General features: G+C 62.3%; 14 protein-coding genes and 1 pseudogene. 9 read left to right on the top strand and 6 right to left on the bottom strand.

Annotation, left to right across the window (positions count from 1 at the left end; genetic code table 11):
* The first annotated feature begins 49 nt into the window (after positions 1-49).
* The 5 genes and pseudogenes from fdhD (at position 50) to AX760_RS13190 (ending at position 6,612) form a co-directional block, all read left to right on the top strand.
* The gene (gene fdhD / locus AX760_RS13170) at positions 50-877 is read left to right on the top strand and encodes a formate dehydrogenase accessory sulfurtransferase FdhD (protein ID WP_071833351.1); all 828 of its coding nucleotides are present in this window, start codon (positions 50-52) and stop codon (positions 875-877) included.
* Entirely contained in the window at positions 867-1,205 is a 339-nt protein-coding gene (locus AX760_RS13175) for a formate dehydrogenase subunit delta (protein ID WP_071833352.1), read from the top strand. Before fdhD ends, AX760_RS13175 begins: the two co-directional genes overlap by 11 nt.
* 55 nt (positions 1,206-1,260) lie before the next feature.
* Positions 1,261-2,675: pseudogene (locus AX760_RS13180) on the top strand (sigma-54-dependent transcriptional regulator).
* Positions 2,668-4,683: a sensor histidine kinase gene (locus AX760_RS13185; RefSeq protein WP_071833353.1), complete on the top strand. Its 2,016-nt coding sequence runs from the start codon at positions 2,668-2,670 to the stop codon at positions 4,681-4,683. Before AX760_RS13180 ends, AX760_RS13185 begins: the two are co-directional and overlap by 8 nt.
* Positions 4,684-4,959: 276 nt before the next feature.
* Positions 4,960-6,612, top strand: a complete 1,653-nt coding sequence (locus AX760_RS13190) for an OFA family MFS transporter (RefSeq protein ID WP_071833354.1) — start codon at positions 4,960-4,962, stop codon at positions 6,610-6,612.
* Positions 6,613-6,682: 70 nt separating this feature from the next.
* Here the strand turns inward: AX760_RS13190 and AX760_RS13195 are convergent, their stop codons facing one another.
* From AX760_RS13195 to rocF, 3 genes are all read right to left on the bottom strand, one after another.
* A complete protein-coding gene (locus tag AX760_RS13195; RefSeq protein WP_071833355.1) occupies positions 6,683-7,159 on the bottom strand; it encodes a chemotaxis protein CheW in 477 nt (158 codons plus the stop codon).
* A gap of 197 nt (positions 7,160-7,356) precedes the next feature.
* Complete coding sequence (gene rocD / locus AX760_RS13200) at positions 7,357-8,562, bottom strand: ornithine--oxo-acid transaminase (RefSeq protein WP_071833356.1); 1,206 nt, start codon at positions 8,560-8,562, stop codon at positions 7,357-7,359.
* 75 nt (positions 8,563-8,637) lie between these two features.
* Positions 8,638-9,573 (bottom strand): arginase, encoded by a 936-nt coding sequence (gene rocF, locus AX760_RS13205; protein WP_071833357.1) that lies wholly within the window; start codon positions 9,571-9,573, stop codon positions 8,638-8,640.
* A 138-nt stretch (positions 9,574-9,711) separates the two neighbouring features.
* On the opposite strand from rocF, the gene AX760_RS13210 reads away from it, so the two are divergent.
* A complete protein-coding gene (locus AX760_RS13210; protein WP_071833358.1) occupies positions 9,712-10,155 on the top strand; it encodes an Lrp/AsnC family transcriptional regulator in 444 nt (147 codons plus the stop codon).
* Between the two features lie 33 nt (positions 10,156-10,188).
* On the opposite strand, the gene AX760_RS13215 is transcribed toward AX760_RS13210, so the two are convergent.
* The 3 genes from AX760_RS13215 to AX760_RS13225 all read right to left on the bottom strand — a co-directional run bounded on the left by AX760_RS13215 (position 10,189) and on the right by AX760_RS13225 (position 16,914).
* A complete protein-coding gene (locus AX760_RS13215; RefSeq protein ID WP_071833359.1) occupies positions 10,189-14,367 on the bottom strand; it encodes a translocation/assembly module TamB domain-containing protein in 4,179 nt (1,392 codons plus the stop codon).
* Positions 14,368-14,460: 93 nt separating this feature from the next.
* Positions 14,461-16,374 (bottom strand): autotransporter assembly complex protein TamA, encoded by a 1,914-nt coding sequence (locus AX760_RS13220; RefSeq protein ID WP_071833360.1) that lies wholly within the window; start codon positions 16,372-16,374, stop codon positions 14,461-14,463.
* A gap of 279 nt (positions 16,375-16,653) precedes the next feature.
* Positions 16,654-16,914: a YMGG-like glycine zipper-containing protein gene (locus AX760_RS13225; protein ID WP_071833361.1), complete on the bottom strand. Its 261-nt coding sequence runs from the start codon at positions 16,912-16,914 to the stop codon at positions 16,654-16,656.
* Between the two features lie 442 nt (positions 16,915-17,356).
* Here AX760_RS13225 and AX760_RS13230 point away from each other — a divergent pair, with 442 nt between their 5' ends.
* From AX760_RS13230 to AX760_RS13240, 3 genes are all read left to right on the top strand, one after another.
* Complete coding sequence (locus tag AX760_RS13230; RefSeq protein WP_071833362.1) at positions 17,357-17,845, top strand: (2Fe-2S)-binding protein; 489 nt, start codon at positions 17,357-17,359, stop codon at positions 17,843-17,845.
* A gap of 85 nt (positions 17,846-17,930) precedes the next feature.
* Positions 17,931-20,279, top strand: a complete 2,349-nt coding sequence (locus AX760_RS13235) for a xanthine dehydrogenase family protein molybdopterin-binding subunit (RefSeq protein WP_071833363.1) — start codon at positions 17,931-17,933, stop codon at positions 20,277-20,279.
* A gap of 16 nt (positions 20,280-20,295) precedes the next feature.
* Complete coding sequence (locus AX760_RS13240) at positions 20,296-21,090, top strand: FAD binding domain-containing protein (RefSeq protein WP_071833364.1); 795 nt, start codon at positions 20,296-20,298, stop codon at positions 21,088-21,090.
* The last annotated feature ends 335 nt before the right edge of the window (positions 21,091-21,425 follow it).

Genomic DNA, 21,425 nt, shown 5'->3' on the forward strand with positions numbered 1-21,425 from the left:
GCGCTGAGCGCCACCTTCTCCCCGCCGGGGAAAAGAGGACGTTTGCCGCATGACCCAATTCAAAACCACCCAAACTGTCCCCGAAACCGCCCGTCGCAACGGCAAAATTTCAGCCGGAACCCGGGTCGTGCCGGAGGAAACACCGGTGGCGCTCTCCTACGGCGGCTCCACCCATGCCGTGATGATGGCGACACCCGGTGATTTCGAGGATTTTGCCGTCGGGTTCAGTCTGACCGAGGGGATCATCACTGGCCCGTCCGATATCGAATCGATCGAGGCCGTCGCAGACGACAAGGGCATCGACCTGCAGATCGTGCTCAAGGATGCGCAGAACGACGCGCTCACCGCGCGCCGCCGGCATATGGCCGGCCCGGTCGGCTGCGGCCTCTGCGGCATTGAATCGATCGAGCAGGCGGTGCGCTTGGCGCCGTCCGTTTCAGGCTCAACTCTCCAACTGTCACAGGCGCAGATCGTCGAGGCCGTCGCCCTTCTCAACGGCCAGCAGCCGCTGCATTTTGAAACCCGCGCCGTGCATGGCGCCGGCTTCTATGTGCCGGGGCGGGGGCTGATCGCCGTGCGCGAGGATGTCGGCCGGCACAATGCGCTCGACAAGCTGGTCGGTGCTGCCGCGCGCGCTGGTTATTCCGGAGCCGACGGGGCAGTCGTCGTCACCAGCCGCGTCTCGGTCGAGATGGTGCAGAAGACGGCGATCATCGGCAGTCCGATGATCATCGCCATATCGGCGCCGACGGCGCTTGCCATCCGCACGGCGGACGAAGCCAGCATGACGCTGGTAGCTCTGGTGCGCGGCGAGGATTTTGAAGTTTTCACACATATGGATCGCATTCAGCCGGGAGCCGTCGCCGATGTCGCTTGATAACACCAATGGCAAACTTGTGCGCATGGCCAACCAGATCGCCACCTTCTTCAAGTCGCAGCCCGAGAAGGACCGCGTCGAGGGGGTCGCCACGCATATCAACAAGTTCTGGGAGCCGCGCATGCGCAAGGCCTTCTTCGAACTGGTGGCGCAGGGCGATGCCGGTTTCGATCCGATCGTGATCGCCGCTGCCGCGATCATCAAGCCGCCCTATTCAGTCTCGGAGGGGGTAGGCACCGGCAGCGATGCTGCAGCCGGCGCGCCGGGCGGAAAGGGCACGGCTGCCGGCGAATCGCTGTCCGAACCGAGCATTCCGGAAAAGGCGTGACATCCAGGCCGCGATCGTCGTTTGTGCCGGATGGCGCCACTTGTTATGGTGCGCCATGAGGGATGAGGGAGAACGGTCTTTGCAAGGGGAGGCAGCACGCAAGCTATCGGTGCCGGAGCGCGATCCGGAGTTCGGTCCGTGGCTGGCACAGGCCTCGATTCTCATTGTCGATGACGAACCGGGCATGCGGCATTTCCTGGTGCGCACGCTCGGGCCCCGCTGCAAGCAGATCGAGGTGGCGGCCGATACGGAGGAAGCGTCGCGCAAGCTCGATGCCCATCACTTCGATGTGGTCATTCTCGACAATATCATGCCCGGCAAGAACGGCGTCGACTGGCTGGCCGAACAGCGCGCCATCGGCTTTTATGCGGACGCCATCCTGATGACCGCCTTTGCCGATCTCGATACGGCGATCCAGGCGCTGCGGGCCGGTGCTGTGGATTTCGTGCTGAAACCCTTTCGGTCGAACCAGATCCTCAATGCCGTCGCGCGTTGTCTGGATCGTATCCGGCTGCAGCGCGAGAATTTCGTGCTGCGCTATGAGTTGAAAGCGACATCGGACCATATTCTGCTGCGTGACCGGTTGATCGGAACGTCCGGGCCATCGGCCAGGTGCGCGACACGCTCGCCCGGGTGGCGCCGCTGCCGACATCCGTTCTTCTGACCGGCGAATCGGGAACCGGCAAGGAAGTGGCGGCACGTTCGCTGCATACGCTGTCGGACCGCTCGGCCAAGCCGTTCGTGCCGGTCAATTGTGCGGCGATCCCGCCCGACATGATCGAGACCGAGCTGTTCGGCCATGTGAAGGGGGCTTTCACGGGTGCGGAAAACAGCCGCGAGGGGCTGTTTACCCATGCGCAGGGCGGCACGCTGTTTCTCGACGAGATCGGGGAGATGCCGCTCGCCACCCAGAGCAAGCTGCTCAGGGTGATCGAGGACCGGCGCGTCCGCCCGGTCGGAGCAGAGCGCGAGGTGCCGGTTGATCTGCGCTTCGTCTTCGCCACCAATGCCGACCTGCAGAAGGATGTCGAGCGCGGACGCTTCCGGCCGGATCTGTTCTACCGCATCAATGTCATGCAGATCCACCTGCCGCCCCTGCGGGATCGCGGCGACGACGTGCAGGAACTTGCTGACCTCTTCATGCACAAGCTCTCGCAGCAACTCGGCATGCCACCGGTCAACATTGATGCGCCGGTGCGCGCCGGCCTGGCGCGCTATCCCTGGCCCGGCAATGTGCGGGAGCTTCGCAACCTCATCGAGCGGTCGCTGATCCTTGCGCGTTTCCCGGATGATTTCCGCGGCGGTCCGGTGCGGCCGGCGGAACCGGCGGGTGGCACGCTGGAGGAAATCGAGCGCCGTCATATTCTTTCGGTGCTTGAGGAGACCGGTGGCAACCGCGACGAGGCGGCGCGACGGCTTGGCATTTCACGCAAGACCATCGACCGAAAATTCGCTGTCCGGAATGGCTGATCCGGAAAACACGACCACTCCGGCGCGACCCGCCCGGTCGATCCGGTTCCGGCTTCTGGCGATCGCGCTTCTGCCGACACTGGTCATCCTGCCGCTTCTGCTGGGCATCACCGTGACGCGCTGGAATGCCAAGTTCGACGCTGTGCTGATCTCCAAGGTCAATGGCGACCTGACGATCGCGCATCAGTATCTCTCGCGCATTCTCGAAAACACCGGCGAGCATATCCAGGCGCTGGCCGCCTCTGCCGCTTTTCGCGATGCTGTCGGTGCGGTGCAGGACAAGGACCTGTCCGCCTTCCTCGATCAGAGCCGGGACCGGCTGGGGCTGGATTTCCTTTTGCTTGTCGATGAAAACGGCCGGCGCATCGAGACGTCAGGAGAGAATGCAATCGACCCCGCCTGGCCGGTTGTCTCCGCAGCACTGGGCGGCACCTCCTCGACCGCCATCGATATCTTTTCGAACGAACAGCTGGCGCGGATCGGTCAACCGCTGGCCGAGCGCGCCCGGATCGATCTGGTGCCGACCGCAAACGCGACGCCCAGCGATCGCAATCTGGAAACGCGCGGCATGGTCGTGCAGTCGGCAAGCCCAGTGCGATCCGCAGGCGGGAAAAAGGCGGCGCTGGTCGGCGGCATCCTGCTCAACCCGAATCTCGTCTTCATCGATACGATCAATGATCTCGTCTACCGCGAACAGAGCCTGCCCGAGGGCAGCAAGGGGACGGCGACGCTGTTTCTCGAGGACGTCCGGATCAGCACCAATGTGCGCCTGTTCGAGGACCGCCGGGCCCTCGGCACGCGGGTCTCGGGGGCCGTGCGGGCGACCGTGCTTGATCAGGGCCGGACCTGGCTCGACAGCGCCTTCGTCGTCAATGACTGGTATATATCGGCCTATGAGCCGATCTCCGACAGCTTCGGCAAGCGCGTCGGCATGCTCTATGTCGGCTTTCTGGAGGCGCCGTTCCGACAGGCGAAATACAGCACCCTCTTGACGATCGTGCTGGCCTTTCTGGTCGTTACCGTGATCAGCGTGCCGATCTTCCTGCGCTGGGCGCGGGCGATCTTCAAGCCGCTGGAGCGGATGAACGGCACGATTGCCGATGTCGAGGCCGGGGATCTCGGCGCGCGCACGGGACTGAGAGATGCCAGCGACGAGATCGGCCGCGTGGCGCTGCATCTCGATGGCCTGCTCGACCAGTTGCAGCAGCGCGACCGCGAGTTGCGCCACTGGAACGACGAACTCAACGACCGCGTGGCCGAGCGCACCCGCGAACTGGAGCTGGCCAATCGCCAGATCGAGGCGACGACCAAGCAGCTGATCATGTCGGAAAAACTGGCCGCGATCGGCGAAATCACTGCCGGCGTTGCCCATGAAATCAACAATCCGATCGCGGTCATGCAGGGCAACCTCGACGTGGTGCGCAGCCTGCTCGGCCGGCATGTCGATTCAGCCCAGACGGAGTTTCGCCTGATCGACGAGCAGATCCACCGCATCAGCCAGATCGTCACCAAGCTTTTGCAATTCGCCAAGCCGGAAGAATATGCAGGCTATGTCGAGCGTCATGCACCTTCGGCCGTCATCTCCGATTGCCTGCCGCTGGTCCAGCATCTCGTCAACAGCGCGAAGATCGCGCTGGTGCGGGAGGATGGCGCAACGCGTCTGGTCCTGATGAACCGGACCGAGTTGCAGCAGGTGGTGATCAACCTGATCGTCAACGCCATCCATGCCATGCCCGACGGTGGTACCCTGTCCATCCGGACGCGCGATGCGGAGATGGATGGTAAGTCTGGACTGACTATCGATATCGGCGATACAGGCTCTGGCATCGCCCCAGAGGTCATGCGGCGGATCTTTGATCCTTTTTTCACGACGAAGCGCCAGGAAGGCACCGGGCTTGGTCTTTCGATCAGCCAGCGACTGGTCGCGCGCCAGGGCGGGCGCATCACCGCCGAGAGCGTACCGGGAGAAGGTACGCGTTTCTCGATCTGGCTGCCGGAAGCGGATTGATCCGATCTTGCAATTGGCCGCATCACGCGGCGTTTCCGGACATTTTGTCCTGGAGATCATGGACATTTTGTCCATTCGGCAGAGTCATAGATCCTTAACCATCTGATATTTCGCTCATCTTGGAGTGGCACGGCGGTTGCAGGGCAAGGTGCGCCGGAGTGGAGAGCGGTTGGTCGTGCGTCTGGGAGCGCCGTCCGGAGGGGCGATCCAATGTTCCCGGCAAGGACGGCAACAGCAAACCGCGCGGCGCAGATCGTGCGGAGTGGAGGACCAATCATGTCGACAGCAACAGACACTTTCACCGGCGGGGGCGGGGCGGGCCTGCTCGACCGCGAGCGCATCATCGCCAAGCCCGGCTTCAACCGCTGGCTGGTGCCACCGGCAGCGCTGGCCATCCATCTGTGCATCGGCATGGCCTATGGTTTCAGCGTTTTCTGGCTGCCGCTGACGAAATCGATCGGTATCACCGCGTCGACCACCTGCGCCGACATGACGCTGATCTCGGCGCTGTTCACCACAAGCTGCGACTGGCGGGTCAGTGACCTCGGCTGGATCTACACGTTGTTCTTCGTTCTTCTCGGCTCGTCTGCGGCCATCTGGGGCGGCTGGCTGGAAAAGGCAGGACCGCGCAAGGCCGGTTTCGTCTCCGCCATCTGCTGGTGTGGCGGCATTGCCGTCGCGGCCGTCGGTGTGATGACGCACCAGTTGTGGCTGATGTGGCTGGGCGCTGGCGTGATCGGCGGCATCGGGCTCGGACTCGGTTACATCTCGCCGGTCTCCACCCTGATCAAATGGTTTCCGGACCGTCGCGGCATGGCCACAGGCATGGCGATCATGGGTTTCGGCGGCGGTGCGATGATCGGCGCTCCCCTGGCCGACATGCTGATGAACACCTTCAAGTCGGCAACATCGGTCGGCGTCTGGCAGACCTTCTTCGTCATGGCGGCGATCTATTTCGTGTTTATGATGGGCGGCGCCTTCGGCTACCGCATTCCGCCGGCCGGCTGGAAGCCGGAGGGGTGGACACCGCCGGCCGACAAGAGCGTGATGATCACGACGCGCCATGTGCATCTGCGCGACGCCCATAAGACAAAGCAGTTCTGGTTGATCTGGGCTGTGCTCTGCCTCAACGTTTCTGCCGGTATCGGCGTCATCGGCATGGCTTCGCCGATGCTGCAGGAGATCTTTGCCGGTTCGCTGCTCGGCCTGCCCGATGTCAAGTTCTCCGATCTCAGCCCCGAGCAATTGACGGCAATTGCCGCAATCGCCGCCGGCTTCACCGGGCTTCTGTCCTTGTTCAACATCGGCGGTCGCTTCTTCTGGGCATCGCTGTCCGACAAGATCGGCCGCAAGAACACCTACTTCACCTTCTTTGCGCTCGGCATCGTGCTTTACGCACTGGCGCCATGGGCGGCGGGCCTGGGCTCGAAGATCCTGTTTGTCGGCATGTTCTGCATCATCCTGTCGATGTATGGCGGCGGTTTTGCCACCATCCCGGCCTATCTCGCCGATATCTTCGGCACGCAGTTCGTGGGTGCCATCCATGGACGCCTGCTGACGGCCTGGGCGACGGCCGGCATCATCGGTCCGGTCGTGGTCAATTATATTCGCGAGGCACAGATTGCCGCCGGGATCCCCCGCGCACAGGTCTACGATTTCACGATGTATATCCTGGCCGGCATGCTGGCGCTGGGCTTCATCGCCAATCTGTTCATCCGCCCCCTGGCCGACAAGTGGTTCATGTCGGATGCGGAAGTGGCGTCGCTGCAGGCCAAGACAAAGGCGGCCTCGGCAGGGCCGACAGGGTCCTTCGGCATCGGCACCGGTGGTTTCGATGGCAAGGCAGCCATTGCCTGGGCCATTGTCGGACTGCCGATCCTATGGGGGGTCTGGATCACGCTGCGAAAGACCTTCGTCCTGTTTGGCTGATCCCCCACGACACAAAAATGCAAAAAGCCGCCCCGAAGGGCGGCTTTTTCAATGATGCCTCGGTATCGAATCAGGCTGCGAGGTCTTCGACTTCGCGTTCCTTGAACATGCGGGCAAGGTTGAGGAAGCAGATCATGCCGGTTTCGTTGGCAATGATGCCTTCCGCAAAGCTCTTGTCGAAGGATGTGGTGATCTCCGGAACCGGCTGCACCTGGCTGCCCTGAACCGTGAGAATGTCGGAGACGCGGTCGACCACGAGGCCGATGACCATGTTGTGGACTTCGGCAACGACGATGGCGCTGCGCTCGTTGGCGACCGTCGATTTCATGCCGAGCTTGTGGGCGAGGTCGATGATCGGGATGACGGTGCCGCGCAGGTTCATCACACCGAGAACTTCAGCCGGCGAATGCGGGATCGGCGTCGATGGCGCCCAGCCGCGGATTTCACGGATCGTCGTGGTCTTCACGCAGAATTCCTGATCGTGCAGACGGAAGGCGATGATTTCGAGGTTCTCAGTACCGAAACCGGACACCGGTGCATTGGACATTAAAATTCTCCCAGCTTTCCTGAGTAGCGGCCGTGACCGCATTCGCATCTATGGTGATGATTGTAATCACGGTTTCCTTAATTTCCCTTAAACTTATGAACCGATATTCAAATTGGTCTGGCGTTGGCCAGGCATGCAAACGCCCCGGAGGGCACAGCATCCGGGGCGTGGCATTCGCAGGATCGTCTTTGCCTTTTTCAGGCAGCTGTCAGCACGTCGGAGAACTGGCCGACACCCCAGTCCACCTGGTCCGCCGTGATTACCAGAGGGGGGGCGATGCGGATCGTGTCGCCATGCGTATCCTTGGCCAGGATGCCGCGTTCCTTCAGCGCCTCGCAGTATTTGCGCGCACCGCCGGCTTCCGGCACCAGTTCGACCGCAAGCATCAGGCCACGGCCACGAACCTCCTTGATGATGTTGGAGCGGATGTCCTTGAGGCCGGTCTGGAAGCGGTCCCCCATGGTCGCGGAATTCTCGATCATGCCTTCCTCGGTCAGCGCCTTCAGCGCCGCGCGGGCGATGGCGCAGGCAAGCGGATTGCCGCCGAAGGTCGAGCCATGCTGGCCGGGCTTCAGGACACCGAGAACCTCGGAGTTGGAAAGCACGGCCGAAACCGGGTAGAAACCACCCGACAGCGCCTTGCCGATCAGTGTCATGTCGGCTTCGATGCCTTCGTGCTCTTCGGCGAGCAACCTGCCGGTGCGGCCAAGGCCCGTCTGGATTTCGTCGAGGATCAGGGTGATGCCATGCTGCGTGCACAGCTCCCGTACGCCGGTGAAATAGCCGGATGGCGGGATCATGACGCCGGCCTCGCCTTGGATCGGCTCGATCAGGAAGGCGACGGTGTTTTCCGTGATGGCGTCGCGGAAGGAATCGAGATCGCCGAAGAGAACGGTCCTGAAACCCGGCGCAAACGGTCCAAACCCCTGGCGCGCGTCCGGATCGGTCGAGAAGCCGACAATACCCATGGTGCGGCCATGGAAATTGTTGGTGCAGACGATGATCTCGGCCTTGTCCTCCGGAACGCCCTTGACCTCGTAGCCCCATTTCCGCACGGCCTTGACGGCGGTTTCGACAGCTTCGGCGCCGGAGTTCATCGGCAGGATCTTGTGGCTGCCGGTCAAGGCGGCCAGTTCCTCGTAGAGATGGGCGAGCTGGTCGTTGCGAAAGGCGCGCGAGGTCAGCGTCAGCTTGCCGGCCTGCTCGATCATGGCGGCGAGGATCTTCGGGTGGCAATGGCCCTGGTTGACGGCGGAATAGGCCGACAGGCAATCGAGGTAGCGCTTGCCGTCGGTATCCCAGACATGCACGCCTTCGCCCCGCGCCAGGACGACGTCAATCGGTTTGTAGTTGTGGGCGCCAAGACGATATTCGGTTTCGATCAATGCGGCTGTCGTGTTCATGCGGGGTTCCCTTTTTATATATGGCACGCGGGTTCAGGCACTCTGGGTCAGGCAATGGGATTCAGTCGCTGGGGTTCAGGCACTGCGCGTCGGGCGGTCGAGGATGCGCCTGCCAAACAGGCTGGCCGTCAGCTCCACCAGAATGCGGGCGCTCTTGCCGCGATCGTCGAGAAACGGATTGAGTTCGACGAGATCGAGCGAGGCAACAAGACCGGCGTCGCAGAGCATCTCCATGATCAGATGCGCTTCGCGGAAGGTTGCGCCCCCGGGCACCGTCGTGCCGACGCCGGGCGCAAATTCCGGATCGAGGAAGTCGACGTCGAGACTGACATGCAGTAGCCCGTTGGCCGCTTTCACGGTGGCGATGATCTCGTGCATGATGTGCGCCATGCCGGTTTCGTCGATGGCGCGCATATCGAAGACGCGGACCCCGTGTTCGGCGATTTCCTCGCGCTCGCGCTCGTCGACGGAGCGGATGCCGACCTGGAAGACATTCTTCGGGTCGACGAAGGGGCGATCCTTGTCGAGGATCGGAGTAAATTCCGCCTCGCCGCAAAAAAAGGCGACGGGCATGCCGTGCATGTTGCCGGAAGGCGTTGTTGCCGGCGAATTGAAATCCGCATGGGCATCGAGCCAGAGCACGAAGAGCGGCCGGCCGAGATCGGCTGCATGCCGCGCCATGCCGGAGACCGAACCCATGGCAAGCGCATGATCGCCGCCCAGGATGATCGGGATGCCGCCGGACCGCGCCACGTCAAGAACGGCTGCATCCAGCGCCCGTGTATAGGCCGCCACGATCTGCAGGTTGTTGGCGCCCTTGTGGTTCGGCAGGTCGCGCGCGGGCAGGGGCTTCAGGTCGCCCTCGTCGGTGACGGTGTGGCCAAGCTCGGCCAGTGTCGTGTCGAGACCGGCAATGCGCAGGGCCGCCGGCCCCATGGCGCAGCCGCGCCGGCCTGATCCCTCTTCGATCGGTGCGCCGATCAGTGTGATCTTCTTCTTGATGTCCGACATGACAATCCCCGCATTGCGTGATGCCGGTTCGCCCGGCTTTTCCAGCCTATAGTCTACGGATTTTCGCGTTGGCAAATAGATGGAAAACTGTCAAATAGATGGATGTATTCGACATTTTGATAAGGTTTGGCGAACAGAATGATAAGTCTGGATGATCTCGATCATGCACTGATCAGCGCCCTGCGCCACAATGCCCGCATGCCGGTTTCCTCGCTGGCGGCGACGACCGGGGCCTCGCGGGCCACTGTCGCGGCGCGCATCGAGCGGCTGGTGTCTTCCGGGACGATTGCCGCCTTCACCATTCGCACCGGCGCGGAGCTGTCAGGCAGCGGCGTGCGTGCGATCGTCATGATCGAGGTTCACGGCAAGATGGCGGACCGGGTTGCCACGCAGCTGCGCGGTCTGCCGCAGGTGCGCGCCCTGCACTCGACCAATGGCCGCTGGGATTTCATCGCCGAACTGGAGGACAAGGACCTCGCCACCTTCGACGAAACCCTGCGCCTGATCCGGCTGATCGACGGCATCAACCTGACGGAAACCAACATCCTGCTTAAGACCAGCAAGATTTCCGGGGCTTTCTGACGGCCGAACCGGAAGCCGCCGAAAGGGAAGCCGTCAGTATTCCTTTTCGTAGAAGATACCGGCGCCGCTGCCGCCGGTGCCGGTCTCGCCGCGCAGCTTGACGCCGCGGCCGACATCGAGATTGATGATCGCCTTGCTGGAGCCTGCGTCCGAGCCCTGCTGCAGTTCGATATAGGTGCGGTCGTTGATGTATTTGCCGGCCCGCACCTGCGCGCCGCCGTTCTCATCCGTGGTGATGTCGAGGTCGTCGACACCGAGCTTGCTGCGCAAGCCGTCGAGCAGCGAGGTCGATTGTCCTCCCGCAAGCTGGCTGACGGCGCTGGCAAGCTGGGCGATCTGCAGGGCCGAAAGATTGGAGAGCGACCGGTTGAAGATCAGCTGCGCCAGAATTTCGTCCTGCGGCAGCGCCGGCGAGGAGGCAAAGGTCACGGTCGGATTGTTGGCGAGACCTGCGACATTGACAGTGATCGTGGTTGCGCCCGCGGTCGATGTCGCGTCGAGATCGATCGTCGGCACGAGACCGCCTCCGAAGCCGATGCGACCCTCGGAGAAGTCGAGGCGCTTGCCGAGAATCTCCAGCCGTCCCCGGCGCATGTCGAAGCCGCCGGATACCTGCGGTGCTGCCGCCGTGCCGCGGATCGTCAGGTTGCCGCCCAGCTCCGCGTTGATGCCGCGTCCACGCACAAAGATCTGCGTGGGGGCGTTGACCGCCAGATCAAAGGCAATACCACCGCCGTCGCCGCGATTGCCGCCGCCACTGCTATCCTTGCCAATGTCGCTTTCCATCTGAAGCACGGCTTTTGGTGCGTTCTTGTGCTGGATGTTGATCTCCGACAGCGCAGCCGGCAGGCGTTCGGGAATGGTGATGGCTGCCTTGCGAATGGTGACCTGCCCACCAATCAACGGTGTCCCGGTCAGGGGGCCCGTCAGCGTCATGTTGCCGTCGAGATTGGCCGTGAACAGCGAGCCGTCGACATAACTGGCATTGTTCAGGCGGATTGTCAGATTGGCCGGGAAGCCGGAGCCGGGCGCGATGCCGATGGTGCCGCCGACCTCGATCGTGCCACCGGTTGCGATTTTGCCCGACAGGCTGGAGATCGTCGCCTGCTGGCCGTCGAGTGTGACATTGGCGGCAAGATCGGTGAATGCAAGATTGCGGCGCACATCGACCAGACGGGCACCGGAGGTCGAGATGCTGCCGGTGATCTGCGGCGCCGTCGCCGTGCCGTTAATGGCGATGTCCACGGCCGCTTGCCCGGTCAGGGTAAAACCTTGCTGCGCCATCAACCCGGAAATCAGCGAAAACGGAACATCGCCCGACAGTTTCATCGCCAGCGGCATGCTGCCGGTAACGCCAACCGTGCCACCGCCACGAAAGGAAAGACCGCCGGCGCCGGCGATGGTCGTGTCGAGTGTGACCGAGTTGTCGGCGAATTGCCCCTTGGCGGTCACATCAAGTGTCCCGACGCCGGCGGAACGCGCCTGCGCAACGCTCGCTCCGGCCCAGTTCAGATCATAGCTGACAACGGGTGCTGCCGGGGTGCCCTTGACGTCAACCGTGCCGCTGATGGCGCCGTCGGCGCCGAGTGTTGGCGCAAAGGCATTCACAAGGCTTGCCGGAAGAGCAGTGAGCTTGACATTGAGGGCAAGTGTTTCGCCGGCGCTGCCGGCAATGACGATCGAGCCGCCGGAGGCCTGGATGGTCAGTTGCTGCAGGCCGACCTTGCCGTTGTCGATGGCGATGACGGTCGGCTTCGTCATCTTCAGGGGAATCTTGCGCGGGCTGGCCGCGAAAGAGGCAAGATTGATGGTCGTCTTGCCATTGGCGCTCTGCAGGTCGCCACGTGCGGTCAAGGGCGCGCCGTCATAGGTGCCGTCAAGTGCAAAGCCGGTCTTTTCCGCCTGCTGTTCGAAGGCAAGGCGAAGGCCGCTGACGCGATTGCCTGCCTGCGTGACCGTTTCGGCGGTGATGCTGCCCTTGATGGAGAGTTTTGCCAGATCGGCGATCGCAATGTCGGCTGCCGGTTTGACGATCGCAAGATTGCCACGCTTGATGCCGGAGCCCGTGGCGGTGAGCGCCACCGAAGTGACGCCGCTCACCGTCGTGATCCGCGCCGATCCGGCAAGATCGCCGGAGGCCTGTTCACCGGCCATCGCCGCCAGTAGGCCGATATCCGGCAGGTTGAATTCGATCGCGCCGTCCGGCTTGAAATCGGCGGACAGGTTGATCTGTCCTGTCAATGTGTTGTCGCCGATCCGGGCTTCCAGCACCGGGATCGCCGTGCGCCCGTTTTCGGAGATGAGATCTGCCTTGATGTCGATTGCCTGGCCGTCCAGCGCACCGGTTGCGGTGACTGTGGCCGACGGGCTATTCTTGTCGAGCGTGGCTTTTGCCGTGACGATCAGGTCGCTGAGCATGCGTCCCGCCAGTGTTGCGCCGCTCGAGGTCACCTCGGCATTGAGGCCGAGCGTATCAAGCGGGCCGGAAATATCCGCCTTGAAATCGGCCCTGCCGCTGGCATCGCCAAGCAGTCTGCCGATCTCCGGCACGGTGCCTGTCAGCGCGGCTGTCAGTATATTGTCCGTCATCGACACGGAGCCTGCTGCCTCGACGGTTCCGGATTTCAGATCAAGCCCGGTAATTTCAAGATTGCCGTTGGCACCGGTCTGGAGATTGCCGGCAATGGCGATCGTCGTCTCGAACTTTTCAGCCAGATTGTCCGGCAGCACGGCGGGCAGGGCAAAGAGCTTGAAGTCTGTCGAAAGGCCCTTGGTTTCCAGGTCGTAGCCGCCGGTCAATGTGCCGCCGATGCTGGCGCTTTCGATCGTCAGCGGATCGAAGCGGACCGCGTCAGGCGAAAGCCCGATGGCACCGTTGATCCTGACCGGGCCCTTGACCAGACGGTCGACATCCGGGCTCGTGAATTGGGTCGCGCCGGTCGAAAGTGCTGTTTTGAGAGCCCCCGATCGTGTCGTCAGGTTGAAGTCGTCGCTGGAGGCCTGAAGCTGGATGGCGTCGATGCGGCCCTGCGGCAGGGTGGAGCGGGCAATGTCGGCGGCGATGTCGAGGATGGCGGCCTGCGCATCGCCGATGACAGAGACATTGGCGGAATTGATCAGCAGTTGCGCTTCGCCTGCGGCAAGCGGCCAGCGGAAGTCGACAGGGCCGCTCTTGCCGGCAAGGCTCGCCTGCAGATTGTTTTCGCCCTGTTGGCTGACAGTGCCGGATGCGGAAAGCGTCAAGGCGCCGGTCGAGACAGTGCCCCGCTCGATCCTGAGGGTCGATCCGCCTTCGATGGCGGCGGCGAGATCGATATCGGTCGTGCCTTCGAACAGCGGCCGGAACGCCGGCGGCATCAGGGTGCCAAAGGCGCCGCCGCCCTTCAGCGAGAGGTTGCGCAGGCCATCGGTGGCCAGCGTGTGGCGACCGTCGAGTTTGAGGATTTCGGTGCCGTCGAGTGACGCCGTGCCCGATCCGGACCAGTCGGAGAGCGGTCCGGTGCCGGTTACCGCGATTGATACGGCCGGCTCGTTCGGCAGTTGCAGGAGTTTCGAAAGCAGGCCGCCCTTCGGCTCGTCGATCGCCGCTTCAAGCTTCAAGGCGTTATCGGCGGGATTGAAGACGATGTCGAAAACGGCCTTGGCGTCGGGGCGATCGCGCTGGGCAATAGTGAAGGCCGAGGCAATGCTTTCATTGGTGGCATCGACCTTGCCGGTCAGTGCCAGGAACTGGTCGACGCCAGCGATCTCCTTGCCGATGATCACTTCTGGAAGGGTCAGTGCGTCGATCTTGACGCCGATCGGCAGCGCGAATGTCGAGCGCACCTCCTGCGTCTCGGTGGAAGGTGCTGGCAGGCGCTCGATTCGCACGGAGCCCGCCGTCACCGTTGCGGCGTCGAAGCGGGAAGAGAAAAGAGCCGTCGGCGACCATTCCACCTTCAACTCGCGCAGTTCGGCATAAATCCCCTTGCTGTCGAACAGGGTGACGGTTGCCGCCGAAAAATTGCCGGTCAGAAGCGCGCTTGGATCATTGATGCGAACGATCTGGTCGGGCGTCGAGGCATATTTCTCGATCATGCTTGCTGCCAGCCGGGCGCCAGGCGCGGTAAAGCCGATGAACAGAAACAGCAGCATGCCGGCAACGACAATGAAGCCTGCACAATAAACGACGAAACGCAGCGCGATTTTCAGGAAACGGACCAAGTGATTCATGTTTTACCCATAGCGCATTTGCGGCAAAATTGCTTCCTGCTCAAAGCCCGGGCTCCATAGAGGTTCCCGTTCCGGCGGAAAAAACAGCCGTTGTCAGAAAGATTGGCCGATACCGGCATAGATCCCGTAGGTCGTGCCGCCGGGATAGGGATTGAGCGGCACGGCAAAATCCAGCCGGATCGGACCGAAAGGCGTCGCATAACGAAGCCCGATGCCGGCGCCGGCACGGATATCGGAGAAGTCAGGGGTGCTTTTGCTGGATACGGCTCCGGCGTCGATGAACGGCACGATGCCGATCGTGTCGGTCACGCCGATCCGGGCTTCGAGCGTCGCATTGACATAGGAGCGACCGCCGAGAAGTTCGTTGTCGCCATTGCGCGGGCTGATCTCCTGATAGGAATAGCCGCGCACCGTGCCGCCGCCGCCGAGGAAGAAGCGGCGTGTGGCGGGAATATCCGCCAGGCTGTCGCCGCCGAAAATCGATCCGGCCCCGATTTTTCCGGCCAGCACGAAACGATTGGCGGCATCAAGCGACTGGTACGCGGCCGCCGATCCTTCGAACGAACTGAAGAAAGTCTGGCCGTTGATCTCGTAGCTCGGCTTGACGCTGAGCGAGGCGCGATACCCTTCCGTTGCATTCAGCTTGTCGTCGCGCGTGTCGCGGACATATTCGAGCGGGATGCTGGCGGTCAGATATTCGTTCTGCCCGAAGGCATCCTCGACATCGGCAAAGCTCAGCTCAACCCCGCCTGACACTGTATCTTCCGGTGAAAGCTCGAAGGTTGCCCCTGCGGCCCCGGTAAAGATCGTCGCCTTGTAGGCGTCCGGGTCGACGATCGATGCCTTGAGGCTGGCATTGAAAGTCGATGCCGGGCCGAAGGCGCCGGGCTTGGCAAACAGGATGGCGGCGGAATAATCCAGATCGGTGACGTCGGTCGTCTCGCCGATGCGATTGACCGCACCTTCGACACGCAGCGATTCGGCCTTGCCGAACAGATTGCGATGGCCCCAATAGCCCTGGACCCCGAAACCGTCGGTGGTCGAGAATTGCGCGCCGGCTCCGAAATAGCGGTGCTTGCCTTCCGAGACCTCGATGGTCATCGGGATGGTGCCATCCGCGGACAGCTGCTTGGCCTCCCGGATGGTGATGCTGGAAAACACGCCGAGCTGGCGCAGCCTTTCGGAGGCTTTTTTCAGGTCTTCAGGCGAGTAGGGCTTGCCGGCATTGAGGCGCGAATAGTCTGCGACGAAACCCGGATCGACGGTCTTGGTGCCGGTGACATCGACATCGCCGACATTTGCAACCGGACCACCCCTGGCGGCGATCACCACGTCCACCGTCGAGGTCTTGTGATCGGCGACGACGCTGCGTTCGGTCAGCTCGGCCAGCGGCCGGCCTTCTTCCTTGAGGTCGACGACGATCTTTTCGCCCGCCTTGATGATCAGGGTCGAATCGGCGCGGCCTCCCGGCGGCAGGTCGTATTCTGCAGGATCGCGGCCGGCAGCATCCTCCTCGAAACGCACGGCGCCCAGCGTGAAGGCAGGCCCGGGCGTCACCGTGATTTCGACGGGGATCGCCGCACCGTCAGGGAAGACCGGGTCAGGCGGCAGGTCATCGACATTCTGGCCGTTGACGCGGACATCAACAGTGCCGCCATAACGGGCTTTCTCATACAGGGCTGCCAGAAGGCGGTCGCGGTCGTCGCGCGCCTTGATGGCCAGTCCGAGATCGCCCGAGACCGGCTTTTCCTTGTCCTGGAAGAGGCGCGAACTGTTTTCCAGTGCTTCGCGCAGGTCCTCATCCTCGTCGCCGCCGTTCAGCGTCAGCGTATAGTTGACGGGGTCGATGACCTGGTCAGTATCGTCTTCGCCTTCGAAAAAGCTCATTCCAAAAATCTTGAAGGCATTGGCCGGCGTTGCCGATAACGGCCCGCACAGAGCCATTGCGGCCACCGCAAGCACAGTGCCGGCCTTCCGATACGCAAGACGTGTTTTCGGCAGACGCATTCGTTCCGTATTCCGCTCTTCAGGCTACTCGTGACACCGGCCTGTTGACGGCAGGGCCACAATCGCATGTCAAGATTTTCCATTCGTTAACGATGACACTACACAGCAATGTCGGCCGCTTGAAGCATCAAAGGCGAAATTTGCTTCAAAGTTCCCATTTGCTCTGGCGCTGATACCAAAAAGCCCCGGATTTCTCCGGGGCCATGCGTCTGTTCTGCTGCGTTAGCCAATTGTGACGGACAAATGCCGCGTCGTCCGGCATTGCGCCGCGGTGTTCGATCAGCCGCGCGGGCAATCGTCGACATAGCGGCGGCCGTAGCGGTCGCGGTAGTAGCACTGGCCAGGCTGTTCGGAAACATTGCCGATCACGGCACCCGAAACGCCGCCGATGGCTGCACCGACGGCGGCGCCGCGGACGTTGCCGGTGATCGCACCGCCGATGATGGCGCCGGACACGGCACCGATGCCGGCGCCCTTTTCAGTCTGCGTGCAGCTTGTGGCGGCAAGAGCCACCAGAATGAGCGCGATGGTCTTCTTCATTTTTCTCTCCAGATTTGGACGCTGGGCCTCTAAGGATGCGTCGCCGGTTTGTCTTCAAGTATTGAAGTCGGACGATGCAGTCCTCCCCCCGTTGAACTTGCAGGTCGAAGGATAATCGGCTGCCTGTGAAAGTCCACAGAAATGCAGCAAATTCCCCCGGGTCGCAAGATAATGCCATCCATGCTGAATGGAAGCTGAAAGCGCTGTTCCCCAGGGGACAGGCTTCAATGGAAAACGGTCGTTTCACGGAAATTTTGGTCCCAAACCGAAAGTAGCAGTTGCGGCACTTCCAAAAACAACAAATGATGCCACTTGCGGCACCGCTCGGGAGGAGTGAGCGTTCCGCTCCGGCATGAAGAGTTGACGCGGTTTTACTTGCGGGAACGAGTTGCCTGCCTGGATACCGCTCTCATGTTGGGACGTCCAACCTCGGAGGAGCGAGATGGCTAAAGTTAAGATGACGGTGAACGGCCGGCAGGTCGGCAGCGAGTGCGACGATCGCACCTTGCTGGTACATTTCCTTCGCGAAAATCTCGGTCTGACCGGAACGCATGTCGGATGCGACACGTCGCAATGCGGCACTTGCGTCGTCCACATGGACGGCCGCTCGGTGAAGAGCTGTTCGATCCTGGCCGCCCAAGCGGCCGGGTCCGACATCGTGACGATCGAGGGGCTGGCCAGCGGTGGCGAGCTGCATCCGGTGCAGGCGGCGTTCAAGGCCAATCACGGCCTGCAATGCGGTTTCTGCACGCCTGGCATGGTGATGACAAGCGTCGACATGATCCGGCGCCATGGGGCAGCTCTCGATGAGGCGACGGTGCGCGCCGAGCTGGAAGGCAATATCTGTCGATGCACCGGCTATCACAACATTGTCCAGTCCGTGCTTGCGGCCGCCGCAGAAATGGGCGGCGCCAAGGAAGCGGCTGAGTAGGGCCTTGCAGGTTTTGGCCGGCCGGCGATAGCGCCGGCTGTCCCCGGCTATTTCGCTGGATATTCGATCTCGGGAGGAGATGACCATGGGTGTTGAAGGCATTGGCGCGCGCGTCGCACGCAAGGAAGACAAGCGGTTTCTGACGGGCAAGGGCCGCTATACCGACGACATGACGGTTCCGGGCATGAAATATGCCTTCTTCGTCCGCAGCGCCTATGCGCATGCGCGGATCCTGTCGATCGATACGGCGGCGGCGGAGGCCATGCCCGGCATCATCGCCGTTCTCGGCGGCAAGCAGCTGCAGGCCGACGGGATCGGCAACCTGATCTGCGGCTGGATGATCCATTCCAAAGACGGTTCGCCGATGAAGATGGGGGCCTGGCGGCCGCTGGCGCATGAAACCGTGCGTTATGTCGGTGACGCCATCGCCATCGTGGTGGCCGACAGCCTGTCCGAGGCGCGGGATGCCGCCGAAGCCGTGGTGGTCGAGTATGAGGTGCTTTCCGCCGTGACGCAGGCATCGCTTGCTCTTGCGGACGGTCAGCCGCAGATCCATCCGGAAGCGGCGAACAATATCATCTTCGACTGGCAGCTCGGCGATGGCGATGCCACCGATGCAGCGCTTGCCAGGGCGGCGCATGTGACGGAAATGAAGATCGTCAACAATCGGCTGTCGCCCAATCCGATGGAGCCGCGCGCGACGCTCGGCATCTATGACGATGCCGAGGACCACTATACCTGCTACACCACAAGTCAGAACCCGCATGTCGCGCGTCTCGTGATGAGCGCGTTCTACAATGTCGCGCCGGAAAACAAGCTGCGGGTCATCGCCCCGGACGTCGGCGGCGGCTTCGGCTCGAAGATCTATATCTATCCGGAGGAGATCGTCTGTCTCTGGGCCTCGAAGAAGACAGGCGTTCCGGTCAAGTGGACGTCCGATCGCACCGAGGCATTCCTCACCGACGCGCATGGCCGCGATCACGAGACGACGGTGAAAATGGCCTTCGACGCCGATCACAGGATCATCGGGCTGAAGGTCGATACGATCGCCAATATCGGCGCCTATATGTCGCTGTTCTCTTCGGCGACCCCCACCTATCTCTATGCCACGCTGCTGTCGGGCCAGTATGATATCCCGGCCATCCACGCCAATGTGCGGGCGGTCTATACCAATACGGCACCTGTCGATGCCTATCGCGGCGCCGGGCGGCCCGAGGCGACCTATGTCATGGAACGCACCATCGAGACGGCGGCGCGCGAACTCGGCGTGTCGCCGGTGGAGCTGCGGCGGAAAAATTTCATCCGCTCCTTTCCGCACCAGACACCGGTGATCATGAATTACGACGCCGGCGATTTTGATGCCTCGCTGGACGCGGCGCTGGCAGCCTCCGACTATGCCGGCTTTCCGGCCCGCAAGGCGGCGGCGGCGGCACGCGGCATGAAACGCGGCATCGGCATGAGCTGCTATATCGAGGCCTGCGGCATCGCGCCGTCGGCGGCGGTCGGCTCGCTCGGGGCCGGCGTCGGTCTTTGGGAATCGGCCGAGGTGCGGGTCAATGCCGTCGGCACGATCGAGGTGCTGACCGGATCGCACAGCCACGGCCAGGGCCACGAGACGACGTTTGCGCAGCTGATCGCCGACCGGTTCGGCGTTCCCATGGACAATGTCAACATCGTCCATGGTGATACCGACAAGGTGCAGATGGGCATGGGCACCTATGGTTCGCGCTCCGGCGCGGTCGGCATGTCGGCGATCGTCAAGGCGCTCGACAAGGTCGAGGCCAAGGCAAAGAAAATCGCGGCCCATCTGATGGAAGCCGACGAGAGCGACATCGTCATCGAAAACGGCGAGCTGAAGGTTGCCGGCACCGACAAGACGCTGCCCTGGTTCCAGGTGGCGCTGGCCGCCTACACCGCTCACAACCTGCCGTCCGGCATGGAGCCGGGCCTGAAGGAAACCGCCTTCTATGATCCCTCAAACTTCACCTTCCCGGCCGGCTGCTACATTTGCGAGGTCGAGGTCGATCCGGAAACCGGCAAGACGCAGATCGTCCAGTTCGTCGCCGCCGATGATTTCGGCAACATCATCAATCCGATGATCGTCGAGGGCCAGGTGCATGGCGGTATCGCGCAGGGGATCGGCCAGGCCCTGCTGGAGGCCGTGCATTATGATCCGGCCAATGGACAGCTGATCACCGCGAGCTACATGGATTACGCCATGCCGCGGGCCGATGACCTGCCGTCCTTCCAGCTGTCGCACCAGACGACGCCCTGTCCGTCCAATCCGCTCGGCATCAAGGGATGCGGCGAGGCAGGCGCCATCGGGTCACCACCGGCGCTGATCAATGCCATCACCGATGCCATTGGCAACAACGATCTGAGCATGCCGGCCACGCCGCAAAAGGTCTGGCTTGCTGCGAACGTCGCCCACTGAACCGGAGGAGAAAGCCATGTATGCAACCCATTACCATCGTGCGTCTTCGGTCCAGGATGCGCTGAGCCTGAAATCCGCCGCCGAGGACAGCCGCTATCTCTCCGGCGGCATGACGCTGATCGCCACCATGAAACAGCGGCTGGCGGCACCCACCGATCTTGTCGATCTCCGGCATGTGGAGGCCATGAAGGGCGTTACGGTCGCTGGCCGCACCGTTCGCATCGGGGCGGGTACGACCCATTACGACGTCGCTTCGTCTGCGGCCCTCGCAGGCGTCTGTCCGGCGATCTGCGCGCTTGCCAGCCATATCGGCGATCCGCATGTGCGCCACATGGGAACGATCGGCGGCTCGATCGCCAACAATGATCCGGCGGCGGACTATCCTTCGGCGCTCCTCGCACTCGATGCCGTGATCGTCACGGATCGCCGCGAGATCGGGGCGGCGGATTTTTTCACCGGATTGTTCGAAACGGCGCTGGTGGAGGATGAAATCGTCACGGCCGTAACCTTTGAAGCGCCCGAGAAAGCCGGTTATGCCAAGTTCCCCAATCCGGCTTCGCGTTACGCCATGACCGGCGTCTTCGTGACAAAGGGTGCCGGTGGCGTTCGAGTGGCCGTAACGGGTGCGGGCTCGGACGGCGTTTTCCGGCATGCCGGGCTGGAGCAGGCCCTATCGGCACGCTGGTCGCCCGATGCTGTGGCCGGTGTCGCCGTCGATCCCTCGAACCTGATGGCCGACCTTCATGCCTCGGCCGATTACCGGGCCAATCTGGTGAAGGTCATGACAAAACGCGCCGTCGCTGCCGCATGACGTGTTGTGCATGCGTTTGAACAGAATAGAAGGGCGGGCTGGTCCGTCCTTTTTTCATGCGGTCTTGACTCTTATTGCGGTTGCTTGGCATTGAAATTCGTAACCATTGTTTGGAATAGTTACAAACTATGGGCCTTTTGCCGCAGGTTGCCCGCTTTTCCCGGATCAGGGTTGACGCTGGACGACTTTGAATCGAGAAAGGCGGCAAGGTTCTGGAGACGATAATGGATTTCGAGGGTTTCTTTCAAAGCGCGTTGGACGGCCTGCATCAGGAAGGCCGCTACCGCGTTTTTGCCGATATCGAGCGGCAGCGCGGCAACTTTCCGAAGGCGACG

The sequence above is a fragment of the Pararhizobium antarcticum genome (genome assembly GCF_001885585.1).
GTDB lineage: Bacteria > Pseudomonadota > Alphaproteobacteria > Rhizobiales > Rhizobiaceae > Pararhizobium > Pararhizobium antarcticum.

Excerpts from the sequence above, each read along its gene's own strand:
- AX760_RS13230 (WP_071833362.1), top strand. The coding sequence starts at position 17,357 with ATGGCTAAAGTTAAGATGACGGTGAACGGCCGGCAGGTCGGCAGCGAG.
- AX760_RS13190 (WP_071833354.1), top strand. The coding sequence starts at position 4,960 with ATGTCGACAGCAACAGACACTTTCACCGGCGGGGGCGGGGCGGGCCTG.
- rocD (WP_071833356.1), bottom strand. The coding sequence starts at position 8,562 with ATGAACACGACAGCCGCATTGATCGAAACCGAATATCGTCTTGGCGCC.
- AX760_RS13195 (WP_071833355.1), bottom strand. The coding sequence starts at position 7,159 with ATGTCCAATGCACCGGTGTCCGGTTTCGGTACTGAGAACCTCGAAATC.
- AX760_RS13220 (WP_071833360.1), bottom strand. The coding sequence starts at position 16,374 with ATGCGTCTGCCGAAAACACGTCTTGCGTATCGGAAGGCCGGCACTGTG.
- AX760_RS13235 (WP_071833363.1), top strand. The coding sequence starts at position 17,931 with ATGGGTGTTGAAGGCATTGGCGCGCGCGTCGCACGCAAGGAAGACAAG.
- AX760_RS13210 (WP_071833358.1), top strand. The coding sequence starts at position 9,712 with ATGATAAGTCTGGATGATCTCGATCATGCACTGATCAGCGCCCTGCGC.
- AX760_RS13175 (WP_071833352.1), top strand. The coding sequence starts at position 867 with ATGTCGCTTGATAACACCAATGGCAAACTTGTGCGCATGGCCAACCAG.
- AX760_RS13225 (WP_071833361.1), bottom strand. The coding sequence starts at position 16,914 with ATGAAGAAGACCATCGCGCTCATTCTGGTGGCTCTTGCCGCCACAAGC.
- rocF (WP_071833357.1), bottom strand. The coding sequence starts at position 9,573 with ATGTCGGACATCAAGAAGAAGATCACACTGATCGGCGCACCGATCGAA.
- fdhD (WP_071833351.1), top strand. The coding sequence starts at position 50 with ATGACCCAATTCAAAACCACCCAAACTGTCCCCGAAACCGCCCGTCGC.
- AX760_RS13215 (WP_071833359.1), bottom strand. The coding sequence starts at position 14,367 with ATGAATCACTTGGTCCGTTTCCTGAAAATCGCGCTGCGTTTCGTCGTT.
- AX760_RS13185 (WP_071833353.1), top strand. The coding sequence starts at position 2,668 with ATGGCTGATCCGGAAAACACGACCACTCCGGCGCGACCCGCCCGGTCG.
- AX760_RS13240 (WP_071833364.1), top strand. The coding sequence starts at position 20,296 with ATGTATGCAACCCATTACCATCGTGCGTCTTCGGTCCAGGATGCGCTG.